At 44.5% G+C, this 20,876-nt stretch carries 16 protein-coding genes and 3 pseudogenes; 8 read left to right on the top strand and 11 right to left on the bottom strand.

All coding sequences use genetic code 11. From position 1 onward, the window contains the following. Nucleotides 1-1,290, bottom strand: a complete 1,290-nt coding sequence (locus JCM10512_RS05660; protein WP_044161303.1) for a peptidase U32 family protein — start codon at nucleotides 1,288-1,290, stop codon at nucleotides 1-3. 32 nt (nucleotides 1,291-1,322) lie between these two features. Then, a complete protein-coding gene (locus JCM10512_RS05655) occupies nucleotides 1,323-1,784 on the bottom strand; it encodes a DUF2059 domain-containing protein (RefSeq protein WP_044161301.1) in 462 nt (153 codons plus the stop codon). A gap of 113 nt (nucleotides 1,785-1,897) precedes the next feature. Between JCM10512_RS05655 and dusB the strand changes: the two are divergent. Next, nucleotides 1,898-2,874, top strand: a pseudogene (gene dusB / locus JCM10512_RS05650) (tRNA dihydrouridine synthase DusB). A 31-nt stretch (nucleotides 2,875-2,905) separates the two neighbouring features. Here dusB and JCM10512_RS05645 read toward each other — a convergent pair. Together JCM10512_RS05645 and JCM10512_RS05640 are read right to left on the bottom strand one after the other, a co-directional pair. Continuing rightward, on the bottom strand, nucleotides 2,906-3,871 hold the full coding sequence (locus tag JCM10512_RS05645) for a phosphatase PAP2 family protein (RefSeq protein ID WP_044161298.1): 966 nt from the start codon (nucleotides 3,869-3,871) through the stop codon (nucleotides 2,906-2,908). Then, entirely contained in the window at nucleotides 3,862-4,869 is a 1,008-nt protein-coding gene (locus JCM10512_RS05640) for an NAD-dependent epimerase/dehydratase family protein (RefSeq protein ID WP_044161296.1), read from the bottom strand. The genes JCM10512_RS05645 and JCM10512_RS05640 overlap by 10 nt, the downstream gene beginning before the upstream one ends. Nucleotides 4,870-5,180: 311 nt before the next feature. On the opposite strand from JCM10512_RS05640, the pseudogene rnr reads away from it, so the two are divergent. Then, nucleotides 5,181-7,291: pseudogene (rnr, locus tag JCM10512_RS24540) on the top strand (ribonuclease R). 2 nt (nucleotides 7,292-7,293) lie between these two features. Then, the gene (locus tag JCM10512_RS05630) at nucleotides 7,294-7,773 is read left to right on the top strand and encodes a pyridoxamine 5'-phosphate oxidase family protein (RefSeq protein ID WP_044161293.1); all 480 of its coding nucleotides are present in this window, start codon (nucleotides 7,294-7,296) and stop codon (nucleotides 7,771-7,773) included. A gap of 123 nt (nucleotides 7,774-7,896) precedes the next feature. On the opposite strand, the gene JCM10512_RS23430 is transcribed toward JCM10512_RS05630, so the two are convergent. The 6 genes from JCM10512_RS23430 to JCM10512_RS05600 form a co-directional block, all read right to left on the bottom strand. Further along, nucleotides 7,897-8,646 (bottom strand): VOC family protein, encoded by a 750-nt coding sequence (locus JCM10512_RS23430; RefSeq protein WP_244436935.1) that lies wholly within the window; start codon nucleotides 8,644-8,646, stop codon nucleotides 7,897-7,899. A 141-nt stretch (nucleotides 8,647-8,787) separates the two neighbouring features. Next, nucleotides 8,788-9,543 (bottom strand): DUF6597 domain-containing transcriptional factor, encoded by a 756-nt coding sequence (locus JCM10512_RS05620; protein ID WP_044161291.1) that lies wholly within the window; start codon nucleotides 9,541-9,543, stop codon nucleotides 8,788-8,790. 231 nt (nucleotides 9,544-9,774) lie between these two features. Further along, on the bottom strand, nucleotides 9,775-10,722 hold the full coding sequence (cysK, locus tag JCM10512_RS05615; protein WP_044161289.1) for a cysteine synthase A: 948 nt from the start codon (nucleotides 10,720-10,722) through the stop codon (nucleotides 9,775-9,777). A gap of 118 nt (nucleotides 10,723-10,840) precedes the next feature. Beyond that, complete coding sequence (locus JCM10512_RS05610; RefSeq protein ID WP_044161287.1) at nucleotides 10,841-12,607, bottom strand: CotH kinase family protein; 1,767 nt, start codon at nucleotides 12,605-12,607, stop codon at nucleotides 10,841-10,843. Nucleotides 12,608-12,643: 36 nt separating this feature from the next. After that, nucleotides 12,644-12,988, bottom strand: coding sequence for a cupin domain-containing protein (locus tag JCM10512_RS05605; RefSeq protein ID WP_044161285.1), 345 nt, complete (start codon nucleotides 12,986-12,988; stop codon nucleotides 12,644-12,646). Between the two features lie 71 nt (nucleotides 12,989-13,059). Beyond that, nucleotides 13,060-13,920 (bottom strand): AraC family transcriptional regulator, encoded by an 861-nt coding sequence (locus tag JCM10512_RS05600; protein WP_044161282.1) that lies wholly within the window; start codon nucleotides 13,918-13,920, stop codon nucleotides 13,060-13,062. Nucleotides 13,921-14,014: 94 nt separating this feature from the next. Here JCM10512_RS05600 and JCM10512_RS05595 point away from each other — a divergent pair, with 94 nt between their 5' ends. After that, the gene (locus JCM10512_RS05595; RefSeq protein ID WP_044161280.1) at nucleotides 14,015-14,635 is read left to right on the top strand and encodes a 4Fe-4S binding protein; all 621 of its coding nucleotides are present in this window, start codon (nucleotides 14,015-14,017) and stop codon (nucleotides 14,633-14,635) included. A 32-nt stretch (nucleotides 14,636-14,667) separates the two neighbouring features. Here JCM10512_RS05595 and JCM10512_RS05590 read toward each other — a convergent pair whose 3' ends face one another. Continuing rightward, nucleotides 14,668-15,471, bottom strand: coding sequence for an alpha/beta hydrolase (locus JCM10512_RS05590; RefSeq protein WP_044161279.1), 804 nt, complete (start codon nucleotides 15,469-15,471; stop codon nucleotides 14,668-14,670). 266 nt (nucleotides 15,472-15,737) lie between these two features. Here JCM10512_RS05590 and JCM10512_RS05585 point away from each other — a divergent pair. The 4 genes and pseudogenes from JCM10512_RS05585 to JCM10512_RS05570 all read left to right on the top strand — a co-directional run bounded on the left by JCM10512_RS05585 (nucleotide 15,738) and on the right by JCM10512_RS05570 (nucleotide 20,785). Beyond that, nucleotides 15,738-17,094 (top strand): annotated as a pseudogene (locus tag JCM10512_RS05585) (alpha/beta hydrolase family protein). A 295-nt stretch (nucleotides 17,095-17,389) separates the two neighbouring features. Beyond that, on the top strand, nucleotides 17,390-18,544 hold the full coding sequence (gene araJ / locus JCM10512_RS05580; protein ID WP_044161277.1) for an MFS transporter AraJ: 1,155 nt from the start codon (nucleotides 17,390-17,392) through the stop codon (nucleotides 18,542-18,544). A 137-nt stretch (nucleotides 18,545-18,681) separates the two neighbouring features. Then, nucleotides 18,682-19,383 carry a response regulator transcription factor gene (locus tag JCM10512_RS05575; RefSeq protein ID WP_044161390.1) on the top strand — a complete coding sequence of 234 codons (702 nt, stop codon included), beginning with the start codon at nucleotides 18,682-18,684 and terminating at the stop codon, nucleotides 19,381-19,383. Next, entirely contained in the window at nucleotides 19,367-20,785 is a 1,419-nt protein-coding gene (locus JCM10512_RS05570; protein WP_052517108.1) for a sensor histidine kinase, read from the top strand. The genes JCM10512_RS05575 and JCM10512_RS05570 overlap by 17 nt, the downstream gene beginning before the upstream one ends. The last annotated feature ends 91 nt before the right edge of the window (nucleotides 20,786-20,876 follow it).

Raw genomic sequence — 20,876 nt, 5'->3', positions numbered from 1 at the left:
TTATCCTCTTTTTTGTTCGATATCCAGTCCTTTAAATCGCTTCAGTTCTTGCGTGGATACGAGCTTATACAGTTTATCATTCGGGCGTATCTTATCGAGTTTCATCGAGAAATGCTCTCCTTTCTTTACCGTCTGCACCGGCTTCAATTCAACCCGTGCTTCGTCGAGCGTAGCGAATATGGCTCCCGTGGTAGGGCCTGTTATCAGAAGCTTATCACCTACATTCAACTCAGCGGCTTCTACCAAGAATTCGGCTACTCCGATGTTGGAGTAATGTTTGATTCCCTTACCTACATAGATCTTACGTTCCGTAGCTGCCGAACCGTAATTCCGCGTCCACTCACCCAAGCGTTGCCCCAAGTAATAACCATTCCAGAACCCCCGGTTGAATACCGTTTGCAAACGTTCGTCCCAAGCCGCAATCTTTTCATCGGTAAAAGAATCGTCTAAATTAGCCTGAATGGCTTCTTTATAGCATTCTACGACCGTACGTACATACTCAGGACCACGGGCACGCCCTTCAATCTTAAATACACGTACACCTGCATCCATCATCTTATTCATAAAATGAATGGTTTTCAGGTCTTTAGGCGACATAATGTATTCGTTGTCGATCTCCAATTCCACATTCGTCTCTTTATCACGAACGGCATAGGAACGGCGACATACTTGCATACAAGCTCCCCGATTGGCCGAATGATTCATCTCATGCAGAGAAAGGTAACATTTACCGGACACAGCCATGCAAAGTGCTCCGTGGCAGAACATTTCGATGCGAATCAACGCTCCGCTCGGACCACAGATCTGCTCTTCACGTATCTGGCGATAGATTTCGGCAACCTGATCAAGGTTGAGTTCGCGAGCCAGCACCACCACATCGGCAAACTGAGCGTAGAACTTCAACGCCTCCGCATTGGAGATATTGAGCTGTGTAGATAAGTGTACCTCTTGTCCGATTCGACGGGCATAGTTCATAACCGCCACATCGGCCGCAATAATAGCAGAAATGCCGGCTTCCTTAGCGGCATCTACAATGGTATACATCAACGGAAGATCGTTATCATAAATGATGGTATTCACCGTCAAGTAGCTCTTCATACCATGCTCTTCGCAAGTACGCGCAATTTCATGCAAGTCGTCAACAGTAAATGTATTGGCCGACCGAGCACGCATATTTAAATTTTCGATTCCAAAGTAAATGGAATCGGCCCCAGCCTGAATAGCCGCAGCGAGCGACTCACGTGAGCCGACAGGAGCCATGATTTCAAAATCATTAATAGTAGAACTCATATAATTAGTATAAAAACATCTGCAAAATTAGCTTATTTACTCTGGGCGGCAATTTCTTCCTGAAGTGTCGTCATCATCTCCACACTCAACTGTTGTCCCACCTGCATACCTTCCGCTGCCATCGTTGGAGTTACTTCGCCCAGTTTCTTGCCGACCGGTGATTCATAAAACAAGACAATCTGTTTTAGTTCATCCAAAGTAAGGTATTTCTTATAAATAGGAGCATATATATCGACTAACTTTTCGCCATATAATGTACTCCACTTGGCAGACTGGGCGGTCCAGAATTCTTCCGACACAGCTGGATATTGTTGCTTAAGCATATTCATGATTCGGGGTACCATGTCCTCAACCGTAGCTAAAGCACCCGACAAGACCATCATCTTTTTCAATGATTCTCTATACGCTTTATCCGGCTCCTGCGCAGTGATTGTAGTCGTAGAAGCAAACAATAGAATCATACACAAAGCCGATAAAATCCAACTCTTTCTCATATAATCTTATTAGTTAAGTAAATGAATGCGTACAAAGGTAGGCTTTTTTCCGTATTTTTGCAGCGAAATTCAGAAGTTACTTCAGTAAGTAAACAGTAAATAACAAACCGTCTATGAAGATTAATCATATAGATTTGGGCCAAAATCCCATTTTACTCGCTCCCATGGAGGATGTAACCGATCCCGCTTTTCGCTTGATGTGCAAAAAGTTCGGAGCCAATATGGTATACACCGAATTCGTGTCGAGTGATGCCTGATACGCTATGTCAGCAAAACAGCTCAGAAACTAAGCATCAGCGATGAAGAACGTCCGGTAGCCATTCAGATTTATGGAAAAGATACCGAGACTATGGTGGAAGCCGCCAAAATCGTGGAACAAGCCCAGCCCGATATATTGGATATCAACTTTGGCTGCCCGGTGAAAAGGGTTGCCGGTAAGGGAGCAGGAGCAGGTATGCTGCAAAATATCCCGAAGATGCTGGAAATAACCCGTGCGGTTGTCGATGCGGTCAAGATACCGGTAACGGTGAAGACTCGCCTGGGATGGGATGCCGATAATAAGATTATTGTCGATCTGGCCGAACAGTTGCAGGACTGTGGCATTGCCGCGCTAACCATTCACGGTCGTACCCGTGCGCAAATGTACACCGGAGAAGCCGATTGGACACTGATCGGAGAGGTGAAAAACAATCCGCGCATGCACATTCCCATCATTGGCAACGGAGATGTCACCAGCGCCCAACGTTGCAAAGAATGCTTCGATCGCTACGGTGTAGACGCTGTTATGATCGGACGCGCCAGCTTCGGACGTCCATGGATTTTTAAAGAGATCAAACATTTTCTGGAAACCGGAGAAGAACTTCCTCCGCTCAGTTTCGACTGGTGTATGGATGTACTCCGTCAGGAAGTAGTGGACAGCGTCAACCTACTCGACGAACGCCGGGGAATCTTGCACGTACGCCGTCACCTGGCTGCCAGCCCGTTATTTAAAGGCATTCCGAACTTCAAAGAAACACGCATTGCCATGCTACGGGCCGAAACACAAGAGGAGCTATTCCGAATATTCGAAACAATTACCCCCAGAGTTTAACACCGGGGACAGAAGTAAATGTATCCGGAGCCTATTTAAACATTGGCTCCGCGAACCACTTCTTGAACATCCAAGTCACCACCACATACAGTACGATTGCAGAGAAGAATCCCACAATGGCATCAATCACATAATGCGCCTGAATGTATACGGTAGCACCGCAGAGTAACATATAGAAAGGAATTAGGCAAGCAAACAATTTCTTACTGCCCCGCCAAGCCATAATCATCAGAATGGTAGATATGCCTACGTGAGAACTAGGGAATGCCGCTGTAGGACGCTCGCCAACCTGTTGGGAACCTTCTACTAGGTTATAGAAGAAGCCATGCTGATATCCCGGGCCCGGCAGAAGTTCCTGATGATAATTGAAGTAATCGCCGATAGCAGGGAAAATCCCCTTGGATACATTATCAAAACCAATGGCAGGAAAGTAAAACTGCGGACCGGCCACCGGAACAAAGATATAAATAAGATAGTAGATAAAGAAAGAAGTCACCAGCACAAAAGACATCTTCTCAAACCATTCGAACCGATAGATAAAGTAGAATAAGGCTACGATCAACATCATCGGGTAGTAGAAGAAGTACCCCATATTAAAGGCTTCGCTCACAATCAAATGCGGGAAGGTATGACAAAACCAGATAGCGGGTTGCCCGTTGAATATGAACTGTTCAGCCGTGGCAAAAACATGGTCGAGGTTCGGAAAGAAACGATTGAACTCGAAGGTATCCGGATACCAGTATGAGAGCAAACTCATCTGGATAACGATACGCACGAATGCCGAAAACTTACAAGGAGCCAGCCGATATAAATACATCAGCAGAAAGGTCATTGCAGCAATCATGGCCCGATCCAGAAGCATATGCCATGGATGATCCATCTGTTGAAATAAAAATAGAATCAAAATCGTAGTCAACAGATTGTAAATCAGTGTGACCTTCTCCACTGCGAACAACCCTTTACGGGTTTCCACACGTTTAAATAAGTCTAAAGCCATCCTTCGTCTTTATACCAAGCAATGGTTTCACGGACCCCCTTCTCTAAATCGTATTGGGGTACATACCCCAACTCTTCGACTGTGGAGGTGATATCACACTGCCAGTTACGTTGTTTCATTATCTTATACTTATCAGAATTCAGCGTACTGCTTCTACCCAAGCGCGTTGCTACAAATTCAGCGAGCAAAGATATAACTTTTAGCACAATTAACGGACATTTCAGATGAATAACAAACGGATTACCCAGTTCTTTTTGTATCAAGTCCGAAAAAGCGCGGCTCTGATACACCTGGCCGTCTGTAAGGAAGTAAGATTTTCTACGCACATTCTTTTCGATACCCAGAAAAATCGCCTGCACAATGTCCTTCACATAAACAAAGGTTAGGTCTTGCCGGCGGTAACCGACAGAAAAATCCATATGTTGCCGGATAGACTTCGCCATCAGATAATAATCGGATTCACGAGGCCCGTAGACTCCCGTAGGACGATAAATGACATAGGGAAAATCGGGCATATCCTGCACATAACGCTCTGCCTTGAGTTTACTCAATCCGTAGGCAGTGTTGGGTAACGGTGCGTCTGCATCGCAGATGGGTGTATAAAACTTTTCGCGCACAGGCCCGAATACGCTCAATGTGCTGACAAAGATAAATTGCTTGGGAACCATCTCAAGGGAAATCAGGGTATCAACAAACGTTTTGGTCTGAAGATAGTTTACCTCTTCAAACTCCCTCTTATCGATACACTTGGTCACACCTGCACAATGAACAATATAATCAAACTTATGATATACTTTTTTATACTCGGAAAGCTGGGCGTGCAATACCTCCGGATGCGCAAAATCCAATTCCATAAATTGAATACCTTCTTCTTTCAGGTATCTCCGGCTGCTGGTTGAGCGAACGCCCGCCCATACCGCGTATTTCCGCCTCAACGCTTCCTCTACAATGAAACTTCCGATAAAGCCACTCGCTCCGGTGACCAGTATATTTCCCATCATGTGATAACTTCTACATAAATAATTCTCAAAACACATGTTTCAAAAAACACGCAATGCCTGCAATTTCTCACAACTTACCCAAAAACAGCTAGGCTACAAGCAACCATTTCTTCTTAAATCTGTTTCCTTATGAAGGGGTTCCCCCTTTTACTCTTTACTATATTATTGTTAAGAGTGAGGCAAATGTACACGAAAATCTTGAAATATTGATATTTAATCGTTTACTTTGTAGTAATAATAGCAAATTAAGACTAATTCAATTATGGCGAAAAAGAAAGAAAAAAAAAGAAAAAAAAGCCGGCAAGAGAATGAGTAAAAAACAGTTGGCCGCATTATTGATCGACTTTTTCCATGCCAAACCCAAGGAAACGCTTAGTATGAAATATATCTTTTCGGAACTGCGCCTTAATACGCACCCGCAAAAGATGCTATGCGTCGATATTCTTCATGAAATGTTGGATGATGATTATATCAGCGAGATTGAGAAAGGTAAATTCCGTGTCAATATGTACGGAACCGAGCTGGTAGGAACTTTCCAACGCAAAAGCAATGGTAAGAACTCGTTCGTTCCCGAAGAGGGAGGCGATCCTATTTTTATAGCCGAACGCAACTCCGCGCATGCTATGAACCGTGATAAGGTGAAAATCATGTTCTATGCCAAACGCAAGAACCGAGAAGCTGAAGGAGAGGTGATCGAGATATTGGAACGTGCCAACGATACTTTTGTAGGTACACTGGAAGTAGCCAAGTCATACGCATTTCTGGTTACCGAGAACCGCACCCTTGCCAATGACATCTTTATCCCAAGAGATAAGCTGAAAGGCGGAAAGACCGGTGATAAAGCCATTGTGAAAGTAACCGAATGGCCGGATAAAGCAAAAAATCCCATCGGACAAGTTATCGATATATTAGGTAAAGCCGGTGACAACACCACAGAGATGCATGCCATCCTGGCTGAGTTCGGACTACCGTACGTATATCCGCAGGCTGTAGAAAAGGCGGCGGATAAAATCCCGGCCGAAATCAGTGCAGAAGAGATAGCTCTCCGTGAAGATTTCCGACAAGTAACTACATTTACCATCGACCCGAAGGATGCCAAAGACTTCGACGATGCACTCTCCATTCGCCCGCTTAAAGATGGGTTGTGGGAGGTAGGGGTACACATTGCCGATGTGACTCACTATGTAAAAGAAGGTAGCATCATCGACAAAGAAGCCGAGAAGCGGGCAACATCAGTTTATCTGGTAGACCGTACAATCCCGATGCTTCCCGAACGGTTGTGTAACTTCATCTGCTCCTTACGTCCCCATGAAGAGAAGCTGGCCTATTCTGTCATCTTCGACATCACCGAAAAGGGAGAAGTAAGAAACTCACGCGTTGTTCATACCGTGATTAATTCCGATCGCCGTTTCACCTACGAAGAGGCACAACAAATCATCGAGACCAAGGAAGGGGACTTCAAAGAGGAAGTGCTCACACTCGACACCATTGCCAAAGCACTCCGTGAGAAACGCTTTACTGCAGGAGCTATCAACTTCGATCGCTACGAAGTGAAGTTCGAAATTGATGAGAAAGGTAAACCTATCAGCGTTTATTTCAAAGAATCTAAAGATGCCAATAAATTGGTTGAGGAGTTCATGCTTCTCGCCAACCGGACGGTAGCTGAAAAGATCGGTAAAGTACCCAAAAGCCAAAAGGCCAAAGTATTACCGTACCGTATCCACGATCTTCCTGATCCGGAGAAGTTGGACAACCTGGCACAATTTATCGCACGCTTCGGCTACAAAGTGCGGACCAGCGGAACCAAGACAGATATATCAAAGTCTATCAACACCTGTTGGACGACATTCAGGGGAAAAAAGAAGAAAATCTGATCGAAACGGTTTCCATCCGCGCCATGCAAAAAGCACGCTATTCCACACACAACATCGGGCATTACGGATTGGCCTTTGAGTATTATACACACTTCACCTCGCCTATCCGCCGCTTCCCTGATATGATGGTTCACCGCTTAACAACGAAGTATCTGGACGGAGGCCGCAGTGTTTCCGAAACGAAGTACGAAGCACTTTGTGATCACAGTTCGAATATGGAGCAAATTGCCGCCAATGCAGAACGGGCTTCCATCAAGTACAAACAGGTGGAATATATGAGCGAACGCCTCGGACAAGTGTACGACGGAGTGATTTCCGGTGTCACAGAATGGGGTTTATACGTTGAACTAAATGAGAACAAATGCGAAGGAATGGTCCCCATCCGCGATCTGGACGATGATTACTACGAATTTGACGAGAAGAACTACTGTTTACGTGGCCGACGCAAGAACCGGGTGTACAGCCTGGGCGATGCGATCACCATCCGTGTGGCACGTGCTAATCTGGAAAAGAAACAACTGGATTTCGCACTTATTGAGAAATAGAAATGAAAACTTATATTATTGAAGATAAACAACGTCTCGAATCAATCATTCTTCGCTGTGATACCTGCTTTGTAGGTATCACAGATTTAAAGGGAAATCCTTATGTCATTCCGATGAGTTTCGGTTATGCCGATGGAGTGCTCTATCTTCACTCCGGACCTGAAGGCAGTAAGCTGGAGATGCTAGAGCGAAATCCCAATGTATGCATCACGTTCAGTGCCGGACAAGAACTGGTTTACCAGCATGCGAAGGTAGCGTGCAGCTACAGCATGCGCTCTGAAAGTGTCATGTGTCGGGGGCAGGTGGAATTCATTGAAGAAATAGAAGACAAACGAAAGGCATTGGACATCACGATGCGCCATTATACGAACAATGAGTTCGGTTATTCCGAACCCGCCTTGCGAAATGTCAAAGTCTGGCAGGTTAAGGTTGAGCAAATGACCGGCAAAGTATTCGGACTACGGGCTCATGAAAACCCATAGGACCAAGAGCCGGAATCCATTCAGCGCCCCGTCACCCCCAAAGGGGCAACTTGTCATCCTCCATTCGAGATAAACCATTTCCGCCTGATACAATAAAACCCTATTGTATCAGGCGGAACTATTTTATTGTATATAATCGGTAAAGCCCAACGTATTTCCCGAAGGATCGGAGAATTCGACTGCCCACCCCGTACGTATCTTGAACGGTTCACTCAGAAACTCCACCCCTTTATTTTTCATCTCGCTGTATAGCATTCTAACATCAGCAACCTCCAGCCACAGGGTAGGTTGAGCTGTCGGAAATTTATTCTTATCTTTCAAAATAATGGCTGGTTCCTCATCGCCCACACTAAAAGCCACCATTCCCTGAGCCTCAAATTCAAATTTCAGAGTCAAACCGAGCACGTCCGAATAAAAGCGTTTACTCCCCTCATAATCATCTACCGGCAGGAAGAAGTTATCATAATTCCGTATCTGTTCATTACGATCCTCGTCTTCCGTTATTGTGAGAATAAAACCGTTGTTATCACAGATTGCAAACTCTTCTGCCCCGTACGGAGTCGTATGCATGGCTTTCACTAAAAAGGGCGCGTCTTTAACCCGCTCGTACAAAGCCTTTTTATCCTGCATCTTAATGTAGAAGGTCAAACCGGCCTGCCCATTCTTATTCTTCAAATCAGGGTATTCTTCCTGTAGGCTATCGAGTTGTTGAAACATCAGGTTAACATCTCCCGCACGAATAATGGCAAAGACAAGTTCTCCATGCTCCGGTACACAGGCTATTTGCTGAAAGCCCAATACTTCCGTGTAAAACTTCACTGTTTCATTTACACTCTTCACACCCAAATTGGGCACTAACGATTGATACTTCATTTTATTCTTTGTTTTGTAGAGTCTTCCATGGGAGAAGAATCTCCCAGAAAGGCGCATTGATTAATACACTTCTTTGATCCGATCTCTTCGGAATACAAAAATAAGGAGAGTAATTAGAAGAAGCGGTGTAAAAAAACGACTTTATAGTTTAAAGTAGGAAGGAGAATCACCCGATAGAGTTTTAAACTCTTTGATTAGATGAGCCTGGTCATAGTAACCACAATCGATAGCGGTATGAAACAGACTAGTATCCTTGTTTCGCTCCAGATAGGAAACCGTATGTTGAAACTTAACAATCTTGCTAAACGCTTTGGGCGAGGTGCCAACCGCCACTTTAAACTTACGTTCCAGATGCCGGAGAGACAGGCAACTCTTATAGGCTACTTCAGTTAAAGGAAGCAACCCTTTTGTCTGCCGAATTAAATCCACCGCGTAAACAATTTGTGGTTCAGGCTGAAAGTCACGTTTTAGTTTTTCGAGAAAGTACGCATCAAGATGCTGTATCCGCTCTCGGGTAGTCGGTTTCTGCGGTAATTCAACATAGAAACGCTCATCAAACAGTGTTTCTACCAAGACTAAGCTTACACGCAGATCGGTAAATTCAGAAATTGGTGTTCGTGTGAAAGCCGTAAATCCCGCAGGCTTGAAGCGCATGCCGAGCATATCTACTTTATTTACATACGCACTTTCCAGGTAGGTAGTCATTGTACCTATTATATTGGGAGAAGTGGGTTGCATCCCCAGCAGGGCATCTTCTTCAAAAGAAAAGATAATGTCTACACAGCCATCCGGAAGAACCCGATGAAGTTCTGCCTCCTGATTGTAACCACTTGCAGTCCAATAGGTCTCTATATACGGAGCAAGCAAGATATCCGGTTGAAATTCTCTGTATAGCATCCTCTTTTAAGATATCGGCAAAAATACATTTTTAAATTCAGACTTGATTGAAAGTCGGCCTATCTTTGCAAAAGGAGCTACCCCTTAAAAGTGTGCATGCTGAAAGTACTGATGTTAAATAGCCAAAGTTTCTTCAGAAAACAATGAACCGGGATGCAACTAAAAACGATAGGGAGCAACCGTATTCTACAGCTGCTCCCCATTCACCCTCTCACTCTTTATTCGTTTTTTTCATAGAGGATATTCCTCAAAAGCATATAAGATAGTAGACAAGTAACGCTCACCTGTATCGGGCAATAAAGCCACGATTGTTTTCCCCTCATTCTCAGGACGTTTAGCTAATTCAGTAGCCGCATATACAGCAGCCCCCGAAGAGATGCCCACCAATAATCCTTCTTGCTTCGCCAGCTCACGGCTGGTCCGGATAGCTTCATCATTTTGCACCTGAAGAATTTCATCCACAATAGAAGGATTATAGGTTTTAGGAACAAATCCGGCACCGATTCCCTGAATCTTATGCGGACCCGGCTTACCACCGGAAAGCACGGGAGAGTCTGCCGGTTCAACAGCTACGATCTTGATACTGGGATCACGCATCTTCAGCGCCTCACCTACTCCGCTCACTGTACCACCGGTACCTACTCCGGCAACAAAAATATCTACTTTGCCTTCTGTATCTCTCCATATCTCCAAACCGGTAGTGCGCAAATGCACGGAAGGATTGGCCGGATTTTCAAACTGTTGCAGAATAATGGCATCTGCTGTAGCAGCCTTTAGCTCTACGGCTTTAGCGATCGCCCCCTTCATTCCTTCCGAACCGGGAGTCAATACGAGCTCGGCTCCTAAGGCTTTCAGCAGATTTCTGCGTTCAACACTCATTGTATCGGGCATTGTTAGTACAAGTTTATATCCCTTGGCGGCAGCTACAAAAGCCAATCCGACTCCGGTATTTCCACTTGTGGGTTCGATAATGGTCGCCCCTGAGTGAAGGAGGCCCTTTGCCTCAGCATCTTCAATCATAGCCAATGCGATGCGATCTTTCACGCTTCCGGCAGGATTAAAGTATTCTAACTTCACAACCAATCTAGCCTTCAGCCCTTTGCTCTTATTATAGTTACTGATTTCTAATAAAGGAGTATTTCCTACCAAATCAGTCAGTTTTTTCGCAATCTTTTCCATATATCTTTGTTTTTAAATTCCTTGACTTTAAGATGTTACAAAGATAGGGGGATTTCACCCTCCGGAAATACCACATCTATGGTAAATTCATACCACAGATATCTGAAAAAACGATCGATTATAGCTGATTGACCTCTTGATCGATGTAATTGGCTCTATTTTTAAGCCATTTTTTAAGCTCTGCCACTTTCGTTTCAAAGGAGCGCGTGTTCTCCCACAACTCACTATTTTTAGTTACCGATGGTTTCAGAACAGTGGCATAACTGTCGACATAATGCAGGAGTGCTTCCAATTGATTGGCTTTAAAAGACTGCCAGTGTTGTTTATAAAGAGCTTTCACCCGGCTATCTCGCAGGAATCGTTGGAAGAATGCGGTTCCGGTTCCATTCATCGCATTAGAGAAAAGCGATCGGTTATAATTCCCAAAGTGTTTGTATGTCTTTTCATAATCGTACGCCCAGTCAAAGTCCCAGATAGGCCCCATCACATATTTCCCCTGACCTTCTTTATGCATAAAAATGCTTTTCGGATGATTAATCTCCATATTGTGAGTCAGATTAAAAACGATCAGGTACTTCACGACCGATTCAATATCAATCTTATCCACATAGGAATTACCCTCCAAAGGTTCTTTGGCAAACTGCGTAGCAAATTCATTAAAGTCGTTCTTCCAGTCATCAAACTGTGTCTGACTCTTCATATCCGGATCTTTCACCATGACCGGCAAATTAAAAGCGGTCGACTTGAACTGCCAGTCTTCATCAAAATAAGAGTCCAGTTCCCACATGATACTATTCGCTTCATCAAGATCCACACGGTTCTCTTTGACCTCCACCTGTTCGGTCAACAAATAAGATCCCTTATACTTCCCATTCAGAACGACATCAACAGGTATGGCATGATTCGTAAAAGGAAGATCTAAAAGCCGTCCGATTTTAAACGCTACGGAATTGAGCATCAATGTCGGATCGATATGATTGGCTAACAATACGAAGTTCTTCGCCTTCCCCAGTCCACAGATCTCCGATTTCTTATCAAGCTTCAGTCGATAAGGTTTCTTAGGATATCCCCAGGTAGAGTTACCCCGTCCGCGGATTTCAGTTTTACCAGTGTAGTCGGCATACACTCCTTTTCCGTCGACAGTCAAAGTAGCCGTAAGATAATTCTCCTTGTCAGGGATCTCAGTGATTGAAGGGTCTTCGAGCGTTATCGCAAATTGAGGAACAGCGTTGTACAGAAAGTCCAGCGCGACTATATATTCGTAGGATTCTCCGTTGCGCATGGTAAACCGATAGGTCTGCGGAGTACGAAAATCATTCTCCGTTACCCCACTTGTCTGCTTCACGCCATCTACGGTAACCTCAACCGCATGCGTTGTAAACTCCGGTATCAGCTTGGTGACCGGAAATGTGGCAGCAGATAATACTTTGTTCGCACTGATCACACAGGCGGCATCAGTAGATAATGCCGGATTGCGGTTCTTTGAAAAGCGGAAACCGGAAAATACGTCCGTATCTTTGAGTACCATTTTGATTGTGTAGGGTATTTCGCTCCCGTCTTCGGCTTCAACAACCAGACTAAGCGATTGTGAATAATTGTTGGACGTCACGCCCGATACTTGTTCTTTCCCACCCATAGTCACCCGCTTACCGTTAAACTGAAAGGTGGCAACCAACGCATTCAGGTTATCATATTTATCCAACGGCAATGAAATCACATGCTCCTGAATCACCCCTTCGACAGTCTCGCTAATCGCACCGGGATTAAGATCCGCACGAATCGAAAATTGCAGCAGTTGCTTGGTAGAGGAAAGAGAATCGTCCTTTTCGCAGGCAGATAATAGTACCAAAATGGCTCCCAGAGCCAGTAGTAGTTTGTGTTTCATAGCACTAGATTGAATGATTATCTGCCAAAGATAGTCTTAAATAGCTAAGAAATCTTCCCGAACCGGACTAAATGTGTCGATAAGCACGCCCGCCTCCAAGCAAAGGCAACCGTGCAACTCATTCGGTGCGACATAATAACCATCGCCCACTGACAGTATTTCTTTCTTCTCGCCAATTGTCAACTCAAATTTGCCGCTAGCCACATACGTTGCCTGGCTATGAGGATGCTCATGCATAGTCCCCACGGCGCCTTTTTCAAACTCAACTTTAACGACCATCAACTGCGCGTCATATCCCATAACCTGTCTGCGGATTCCCGGAGCAGGCTTTTCCCATTTCAACTCTTTATCGAACTGGAAACTTTCACTTCTAGCTTTCATATGTATATCGTATATTTAATAAGTAGGCAAAGATAACTTTTTGTTTCTTTAAAAGTAATTATCCGAATTGTTTATATCGTCTGATTCCGATATGCGAGGGCCGGGATTTTTAAATGCAACTTAAACTGATGGCTGAAATGCGAGAAACTATTATACCCTACCTGATAGGCTATTTGAGTTATACTTAAATCCGAATATCGGAGCAACCGACATGCCTGCTCGATCCGCAAGCGATTCATATATTGAAAAATAGTATAGCCATACTTCTTTTTAAAAGACCGGCATAAAGCCGAGGCATTCAGATTGGCATGCGCAGCTATTTCTTCCAGCGCGATTTTCTCATGATAATGCTGACCTATATATATTTGTGTACGCTCCAACGCAGTATTGCCGGCATAAGGAAGTATCGGAGAATTAATTGTATCCTTATTAATAAGGAGTTCTTTTTTATCTTCTTCGCACAACCGATGAAGGATTTGAAGCAAGAAGCTTATTCGCAAAAGATGTTCCGATTTCTCCAGCTTCTCTACAAGCGGCTGCAAATCCGCAATCAGATGCGTAGAAGTAAACACATACCCCGATTGACTACCTTTCAGAAAACAAAACAGTTTATGAAAGTCGGGGACATCTTGCATTTTCCACGGAAACAGGTCATGTGAGATATGTATAAAGCTTCCCGCCGTATCTTCCGAACAACGTACGACTCCATGTGCCAGGTTGCTTCCGAAGAACAAAGCGCTATTTTCCGATACAGTTATCAGCATATCGTTGATCATAATATCCGCTGAACCCTTTTTCACCAGACACAACTGATAACAATCATGATAATGATAAGTCGGCGTAGGTTCCCTCTTACCCAAAGCCAAAGAAACAATATCTACGGCAGTTGAATAAAGATAAGACTCTTGCTTTCGGATCGCTTTATTTCCCATGATGCAAATATAGTGAATATAGTAGCAAATATAGCGAACTTTCCACTTCTGGCAACAAGCTACTTTTGCACCGTAAAACCATACTCAAAAGAAAATGACCACACCTAAGGAAAAGAAAATGCTTTATTGCAATATACTATTGCTTCTATGCGCACTCCCGGCAATTATAAGCGGATTCATATTAGAATTTAAACAAGGGGACACCACAGGGATTAATTGGACTTGGATACATATCGCAACCTCACTCGGAGCATTGCTTCTCACCTGCATACATGTGCAGCTACATTGGGGAACCCTAAAAATGTGGAGAAAAGGCCTTGCTCAGTTACGAACTAAAAGTACTAAATTCATGACGTACCTCTATCTATTGACTCTGGCAACGGGTATACCGGCTACCATTTATATCATTGCGGGACACGGGCATACCCATCTGGGCGGTATTCACGGAAAGTTCGGGATAGTGGCGGCTATATTCATGTTCCTTCATATATGGAAAAGGCTAAAGTGGTTCAAGAACCGGACAAGCCAATCCGCTGCACCACTCAGGCTAAAAGTCGATGCGGACAAATGCAAGCGTTGCAACCTTTGTGTGAAGCGTTGCCCGGCACAAGTCTTTGAAAGACAAGAGAAGCAAGTTGTAGCCTTGCATACCGAGTACTGTTTTCAATGTAGAAAATGCGTTGCACATTGTCCGACTCATGCGATTTACGAATGAATAATCCCGCACCCGCTGGCAATCACAGATAGCTAACGGGTGTTTCTTTTCAGGTAATCGACGATGAGATAACAGGCAGGCCCCAACACCTGCCCATGATCGAACCCTTTCAGTTCATACAAAGAGACTTGTTTGTTGCCAATGCTTTTTAAGACAGCTTCCAGCAAAGCATTCTCCTCATACCGGGCAGCCATTTCCAGTTTCCGATCTCCGGTTATCAAAACAATAGGCGGTGTATCCTTGCGAGCTTTATTGGCTGGGGCGTATTCATCAATTATAGGAATCCCATCAGGCAAGCCACGCTCTTTGCGGATGGTATAATGGGTAAATGTTTGTCCGCTGACAGGTAAGTAAGCAGCTACCTTGTCCGCATCGGCACCATACGCCGCCATGTATTGTTTATCCATAGCCAACATCAAGGCAAGATATCCTCCCGCCGAATGTCCTGAAACAAAAATGCGATCCGTGCGACCACCATACTTCTCAATATGCTTGAAAGTCCAGGCTACCGCCGCAGCAGCATCGTCAATATAAGCCGGATTCTTTGCTCGGGGACTTAACCGGTAATTTACCGCTATTACCGCAAAGCCTTGTTGGGTCAACTCCTTAGGGATTTCTTTATTTCCTCCTTCCAATCCGCCTCCATGGAACCATACGATAGTTGAAAAGTCTTTCTGATCCACCGGATAATAGACATCCAGTTTACAACGTTCTTTGCGATAAGCATCAGTCTCAGAAGCTGAAACGTAGAGCACGTCTTTATCCGTGCGATACGTATTTTGTGCCTGAACGAAATAAGCACACAGCAAGAAGGATAGGAAAAGGTATTTCTTCATAGGAGCTATTTTATCAACAATATAATCTACATAGAGTACATTTTACTCACGTTACAAAAATAATGATAACTAACTAAATCACCCTAATCAAGTGAAATCTTTTTTATCCAGATTCTTTTATTTTAAAGAAAAAGGATACCTTTGTAATGAAAGAAAAATAATCAATGTAGAATAAATTGATTCGTAACCTTTCAGGATACAAAATCACATGAGTATAAACGTAATCAAAAACTCTAATGAAATTTAGTAACACTAGTTTCAGCAAGATGCTGCTGATCGGATTCTTATCTCTTTGGATATATCCTTCTATTCTTTCCGCACAAGATGTTTCGGGTACATGGAGCGGAGAGATAGTGCTCCCAACCGGGAACCTGCCCATTGTATTTCATATAACCTCCACTCCTTCCGGAGGGTACACCACTACAGTCGATAGTCCGAATCAAGGAGCTAACGGTATAGAAACGGAATCTACCACTCTTCAGGATTCTATATTGAACATTAAGATTCCCCTCATTCAAGCCCTTTATCAAGCAAGTTGAATGCCGACCAAACAATTACCGGTACGTTTGTGCAGGGCAGGCCAATCGTATTGGATCTAAAGAAAAGAAAACGTCCGCAAGAGCCTGTCGCTCCTTTCCCATATAAGAGTGAAGAAGTGACCGTGCGAAACGAAGCGGATGGTATTAATCTTGCCGGCACACTGACTCTTCCCGAAAAAGGGACTCAGTTTCCAGCTGTGGTGTTGGTAACAGGTAGCGGTGCACAAAACCGGGATGAAGAATTAATGGGGCACAAACCTTTTCTGGTCATTGCCGACTACCTGACTCGCCACGGCATTGCCGTACTACGCTGTGATGACCGGGGAACAGCCGCTTCACAAGGCGATCATGCCACGCTACAAACGAAGATTTTGCCAGAGATACGGAAGCCGCCCTGAATTACCTGCGCAGTAGAAAAGAAATAGATACGAAGAAGATAGGTATCATCGGACACAGCTCCGGCGGAACGATTGCTTTCCATGTAGCAGCCAGAGATCAACGTGTCGCATTTGTCGTCTCATTGGCAGGAGCCGCTGTGCAAGGCGACAGTCTCATGCTAAAGCAAGTAGAACTAATCTTCAAGTCTGAAGGTATGCCGGATGCTAATTGGCAAACCACCAAACCAATACTTCAGAATCGATATGCTATATTGCAGCAGGCCGATAAAACAACCGAAGAGTTGCAGAAAGAACTGTATGCCGATGTTACAAAAAACATGCCGCCCGAACAACTAAAAGACATGAATACTGTGCAGCAATTATTCAGTCAAATCAATTCGATGCTTACTCCGTGGTATCTCCACTTTATGAGATATGACCCGACACAAGACCTGAAACGGATCCAATGCCCCGTTCTTGCACTAAATGGTGAAAAAGACATTCAGGTAGATGCTACTATGAACCTCAAAGCCATTCAACAAAGAATCGGTGAAAACGGAAATAAGAATGTAACCATAAAGGCCTATCCGAAATTGAATCACTTATTTCAAGCTTGCGAAAGAGGCAAGCTGGAAGAATACGCCCAATTGGAGGAAACAATCAGTCCGGAAGTCTTGAAAGATATGATGGAGTGGATACTGAAGTAATCCCACTTCTCAGGAATTAACATCCGTCATTTCAAGTATCAATACCTGGCAGCATAACCATTAATAGCTCTCACATCAGGTATTAACATCCCGGATCCCGTGTTTGAATAACCTATTTTCAGACAATTGGAACCCGGAAAATCATCTAACAAGAACTGACTTATTATCTAGCCGAGCTTATACCGATTGATTTAGATCAAAATCGGTATAAGCTCGACCCACCCTGAAGGATTTTGTTTTACCTTTGCACTCCGGTAAAAAGAAGAAGGTAAAAAGGTAATAGGTAAAGTTTGATATGAAGAAGAGTCTGATTGCACTGGCATTCGGCACCTTAGGATTGGGTATAGCCGAATTTGTAATGATGGGAATCCTCCCCGATGTAGCCAAAGATTTAAATATTAGCATTCCGGCTGCCGGGCATTTCATTTCAGCCTACGCATTGGGCGTTTGTGCCGGTGCTCCCATCCTGACCCTTGCCCGCAAATATCCGCTGAAACATGTTCTACTCGTATTAGTTGCACTTATTATGTTTGGTAATATCTGTGCCGCCATGGCCCCTAATTATTGGGTATTGCTAGCAGCTCGTTTCATTTCCGGACTTCCACACGGAGCCTACTTTGGAGTGGGTTCCATTGTTGCCGAAAAATTAGCGGATAAAGGCAGAGGCTCCGAAGCGGTCTCCATCATGGTGGCAGGTATGACCATTGCCAACTTGTTCGGTGTTCCGCTAGGTACATCTTTAAGTGCGATGATTTCCTGGCGTGTCACCTTTTTGCTGGTCGGAATCTGGGGATTAGTCATTCTTTATTATATATGGCGATGGGTTCCCCATGTAGAAGGCTTGAAAGACACAGGATTCAAAGGACAATTCCGCTTTCTCAAGACTCCGGCTCCCTGGCTCATTCTAGGGGCAACTGCTTTGGGCAACGGTGGTGTATTCTGCTGGTATAGCTACATCAATCCATTGCTGACCAATGTATCGGGCTTTTCTGCCGCAAGCATTACCCCCTTAATGATTTTAGCCGGATTCGGTATGGTAATAGGCAACCTGGTTAGTGGACGTTTATCCGATCGATATACTCCCGGACGTGTGGGAACTGTTTCACAGGCATTAATCTGCGTAGTGTTGCTCCTCATATTCTTCCTCTCTCCATATAAATGGCTATCTGTTTTATTAATGTGCATCTGCACAGCCGGTTTATTTGCCGTTTCCAGCCCGGAGCAGATCTTGATCATTCGGGTAGCAAAAGGTGGAGAACTGTTGGGAGCCGCTTCCGTACAGATCGCTTTCAACTTTGGTAATGCGATCGGTGCCTATGTAGGCGGGCTGGCAATAAGCGAAGGCTATCGTTATCCGGCTCTGACAGGAGTTCCCCTTGCCTTTGGCGGATTCATTTTATTCTTCATCTTTTATAAAAAGTACCAGACAAAGTATCAATCGCACACATAACGCCTCTCGTGCATATGCCCTCCCAAAAGGATCTTGTAATTTTAAGCATAGATATTTTGTTCTTCAAAATTTAATGCATTATTTTGCAAGCCGTCCGTATCGGCAACGAAGGATTGATTCATAAAAACGATTGTAGCATGGAAAAGGTTACGATATTGGTTATTGAAGATGATGACCGCATGGCAGAACTAATCTGCCGGGGCCTGGAAGAAAACGGCTTTGACGTAACACTGCGCACAAATGGTTCGGAAGGACTTTCCGCGGCTTTTCGCCAACGCTTCAACTTGGTCATTACAGATATAATGCTTCCCGGACTGAATGGTCTGGAACTCTGCAAACAACTCAAACAGACCGATGACGCCTATCCGGTAATTATGCTCACCGCACTGGGAACTACAGACGATAAAGTCGATGGTTTTGATGCCGGGGCGGACGATTACATGGTCAAACCTTTCGAAATGCGCGAACTTACCGCACGCATTCATGCCTTGCTCAAACGAAGCAAAGCGGTACACGCCGGTAGTCATATTCTCCACTTTGCCGATCTCGAACTAAACGTGCAAACCAAGTCGGTGAAACGGGATGGAACGGAAATCAACCTAACCCCCAAAGAGTTCAACCTGCTGGCTTATATGATGGCTAACCCCGGAAGAGTACTTTCCAAAGCCGAAATAGCCGAAAAGGTATGGGATATGGATTTCGACTCCGGTACCAACTTTATCGAAGTCTACATCAGCTACCTCCGACGAAAAATAGATAAAGGCTTCAATCACAAACTGATCCATACCAAATCTGGGATGGGATTTATCCTGAAAGAAGAACATGAAAATCCAGAATAGGCTAACCCTCCTGTTTTCATTCCTATTCGGTATCATCCTATTTGGATTTATCGTAGGAGTCTACCAGTTTTACAGCAACCGGAGCCGGGAAGATTATTTTCAACGGTTACACCTGAAAGCCGCCCTGAAAGTAGATCTGATTGATGGAGAGACTATCGCCCCCGATGTTCTCCACGCATTTTACGAGAACATTCCTCCCAACTATGAACCGCAAGTTACCATTTACGGAGAAGACGGACGCTTGATCTACCGGGATAAGAAAAATGCCCTCCCTGAGAAGGAATACAGAGATTTACTCCCCCGCATTCATAAATCCGGGCCCTGCTGTGTCTGGCATGAAGACAAACAAATCTACGGTTTTGCCATCGAAGGATATAAAACCAACTACATAGTCTTTGCCACCGGCAAAGATGTGCGTGGAGAAGAACAGCTGCAAACTCTCAAAATGGTCTTTGCGGTAGCCTACCTCATTGTCATGCTCTTCATCGTCCTGACCGTACGCCTGCTTACCAAACAAGCTTTTCGCCCGGTAGCCCGGATGACTGCGCAGGTAAAAGACATCACCCATTCCAATCAGCTAAACATACGGCTGGACGAAGGAAACCGGAAAGACGAACTTGCCGGATTGGCCATTACGTTCAATCGCATGATCGCCCAATTGGAAAAAGCCTTCAATGCGCAAAAGCAATTTGTCTACAACATATCGCACGAACTACGAACGCCCCTATCCGCCATCATTACGGAGTTGGAGCTTTCACAAAATAAACCGAATAGCAAAAAGGAAGATTATGAAGCGGTAGTCGATTTGGTTCTCAAAGACGCCCGTCGCCTGGCCAAGTTATCTAACAACCTCTTGGATATGGCCAAAACCAACTATTCGCCTACCGAGATAGCCATGCACGAGATTCGGCTCGACGAATTGTTGATCGATGTATGCCACAAGATCAGGAAGTCTTCGCCCGGATACACCGTTCAACTGATCTTTGACAAAACAGATATCGAAGACGATCGCCTCATCTCCGTAAAAGGCAATGAGTACCTCTTAAGTGTGGCTCTCGGTAACCTGATCGACAACGGTTGTAAATTCTCGCCGGACCGGACTTGTGAAGTACATATATCCTACGAGAACCAAACCATCATTATCCGCGTGATCGATCAGGGTATTGGAATCAGTGAAAAAGACATGGAATCGATCTTCACCCCTTTCTTCCGCGGAGAGAATCAAAGCTTTGCCGAAGGAAATGGCATCGGACTATCCCTCACGCACAAAATAATTCAAATGCATCAGGCGAGATTCACGTCACATCACAGCCCGGCGAAACCCTGTTTACCGTCAAACTCAGCAACCTCCGCTAATATCCGGCCGAAGCCTTCTCTACGACCGGATATACAAACGATTTAGAGTCTCGGAGAGCAAATAATCTATCAGATGCAACCTTCAGCCTCATCTCTCAACCGACCACGTTTCTAATGATTTTCTAATTTTTTTATAA

Origin of the sequence: Bacteroides reticulotermitis JCM 10512 (genome assembly GCF_000517545.1) — a bacterium.
Classification (GTDB): domain Bacteria; phylum Bacteroidota; class Bacteroidia; order Bacteroidales; family Bacteroidaceae; genus Bacteroides; species Bacteroides reticulotermitis.
The sequence above is the reverse complement of the archived record's forward strand: the minus strand, read 5'-3'. Positions and strand labels throughout refer to the sequence as shown.

What these genes read in the sequence shown, in the direction of transcription:
- araJ (WP_044161277.1), top strand. Translation starts at nt 17,390, where the DNA reads ATGAAGAAGAGTCTGATTGCACTGGCATTCGGCACCTTAGGATTGGGT.
- JCM10512_RS05570 (WP_052517108.1), top strand. Translation starts at nt 19,367, where the DNA reads ATGAAAATCCAGAATAGGCTAACCCTCCTGTTTTCATTCCTATTCGGT.
- JCM10512_RS05640 (WP_044161296.1), bottom strand. Translation starts at nt 4,869, where the DNA reads ATGGGAAATATACTGGTCACCGGAGCGAGTGGCTTTATCGGAAGTTTC.
- JCM10512_RS05660 (WP_044161303.1), bottom strand. Translation starts at nt 1,290, where the DNA reads ATGAGTTCTACTATTAATGATTTTGAAATCATGGCTCCTGTCGGCTCA.
- cysK (WP_044161289.1), bottom strand. Translation starts at nt 10,722, where the DNA reads ATGGAAAAGATTGCGAAAAAACTGACTGATTTGGTAGGAAATACTCCT.
- JCM10512_RS05590 (WP_044161279.1), bottom strand. Translation starts at nt 15,471, where the DNA reads ATGAAGAAATACCTTTTCCTATCCTTCTTGCTGTGTGCTTATTTCGTT.
- JCM10512_RS05575 (WP_044161390.1), top strand. Translation starts at nt 18,682, where the DNA reads ATGGAAAAGGTTACGATATTGGTTATTGAAGATGATGACCGCATGGCA.
- JCM10512_RS05605 (WP_044161285.1), bottom strand. Translation starts at nt 12,988, where the DNA reads ATGAAAGCTAGAAGTGAAAGTTTCCAGTTCGATAAAGAGTTGAAATGG.
- JCM10512_RS05645 (WP_044161298.1), bottom strand. Translation starts at nt 3,871, where the DNA reads ATGGCTTTAGACTTATTTAAACGTGTGGAAACCCGTAAAGGGTTGTTC.
- JCM10512_RS05630 (WP_044161293.1), top strand. Translation starts at nt 7,294, where the DNA reads ATGAAAACTTATATTATTGAAGATAAACAACGTCTCGAATCAATCATT.
- JCM10512_RS23430 (WP_244436935.1), bottom strand. Translation starts at nt 8,646, where the DNA reads ATGAAGTATCAATCGTTAGTGCCCAATTTGGGTGTGAAGAGTGTAAAT.
- JCM10512_RS05610 (WP_044161287.1), bottom strand. Translation starts at nt 12,607, where the DNA reads ATGAAACACAAACTACTACTGGCTCTGGGAGCCATTTTGGTACTATTA.
- JCM10512_RS05655 (WP_044161301.1), bottom strand. Translation starts at nt 1,784, where the DNA reads ATGAGAAAGAGTTGGATTTTATCGGCTTTGTGTATGATTCTATTGTTT.
- JCM10512_RS05600 (WP_044161282.1), bottom strand. Translation starts at nt 13,920, where the DNA reads ATGGGAAATAAAGCGATCCGAAAGCAAGAGTCTTATCTTTATTCAACT.
- JCM10512_RS05595 (WP_044161280.1), top strand. Translation starts at nt 14,015, where the DNA reads ATGACCACACCTAAGGAAAAGAAAATGCTTTATTGCAATATACTATTG.
- JCM10512_RS05620 (WP_044161291.1), bottom strand. Translation starts at nt 9,543, where the DNA reads ATGCTATACAGAGAATTTCAACCGGATATCTTGCTTGCTCCGTATATA.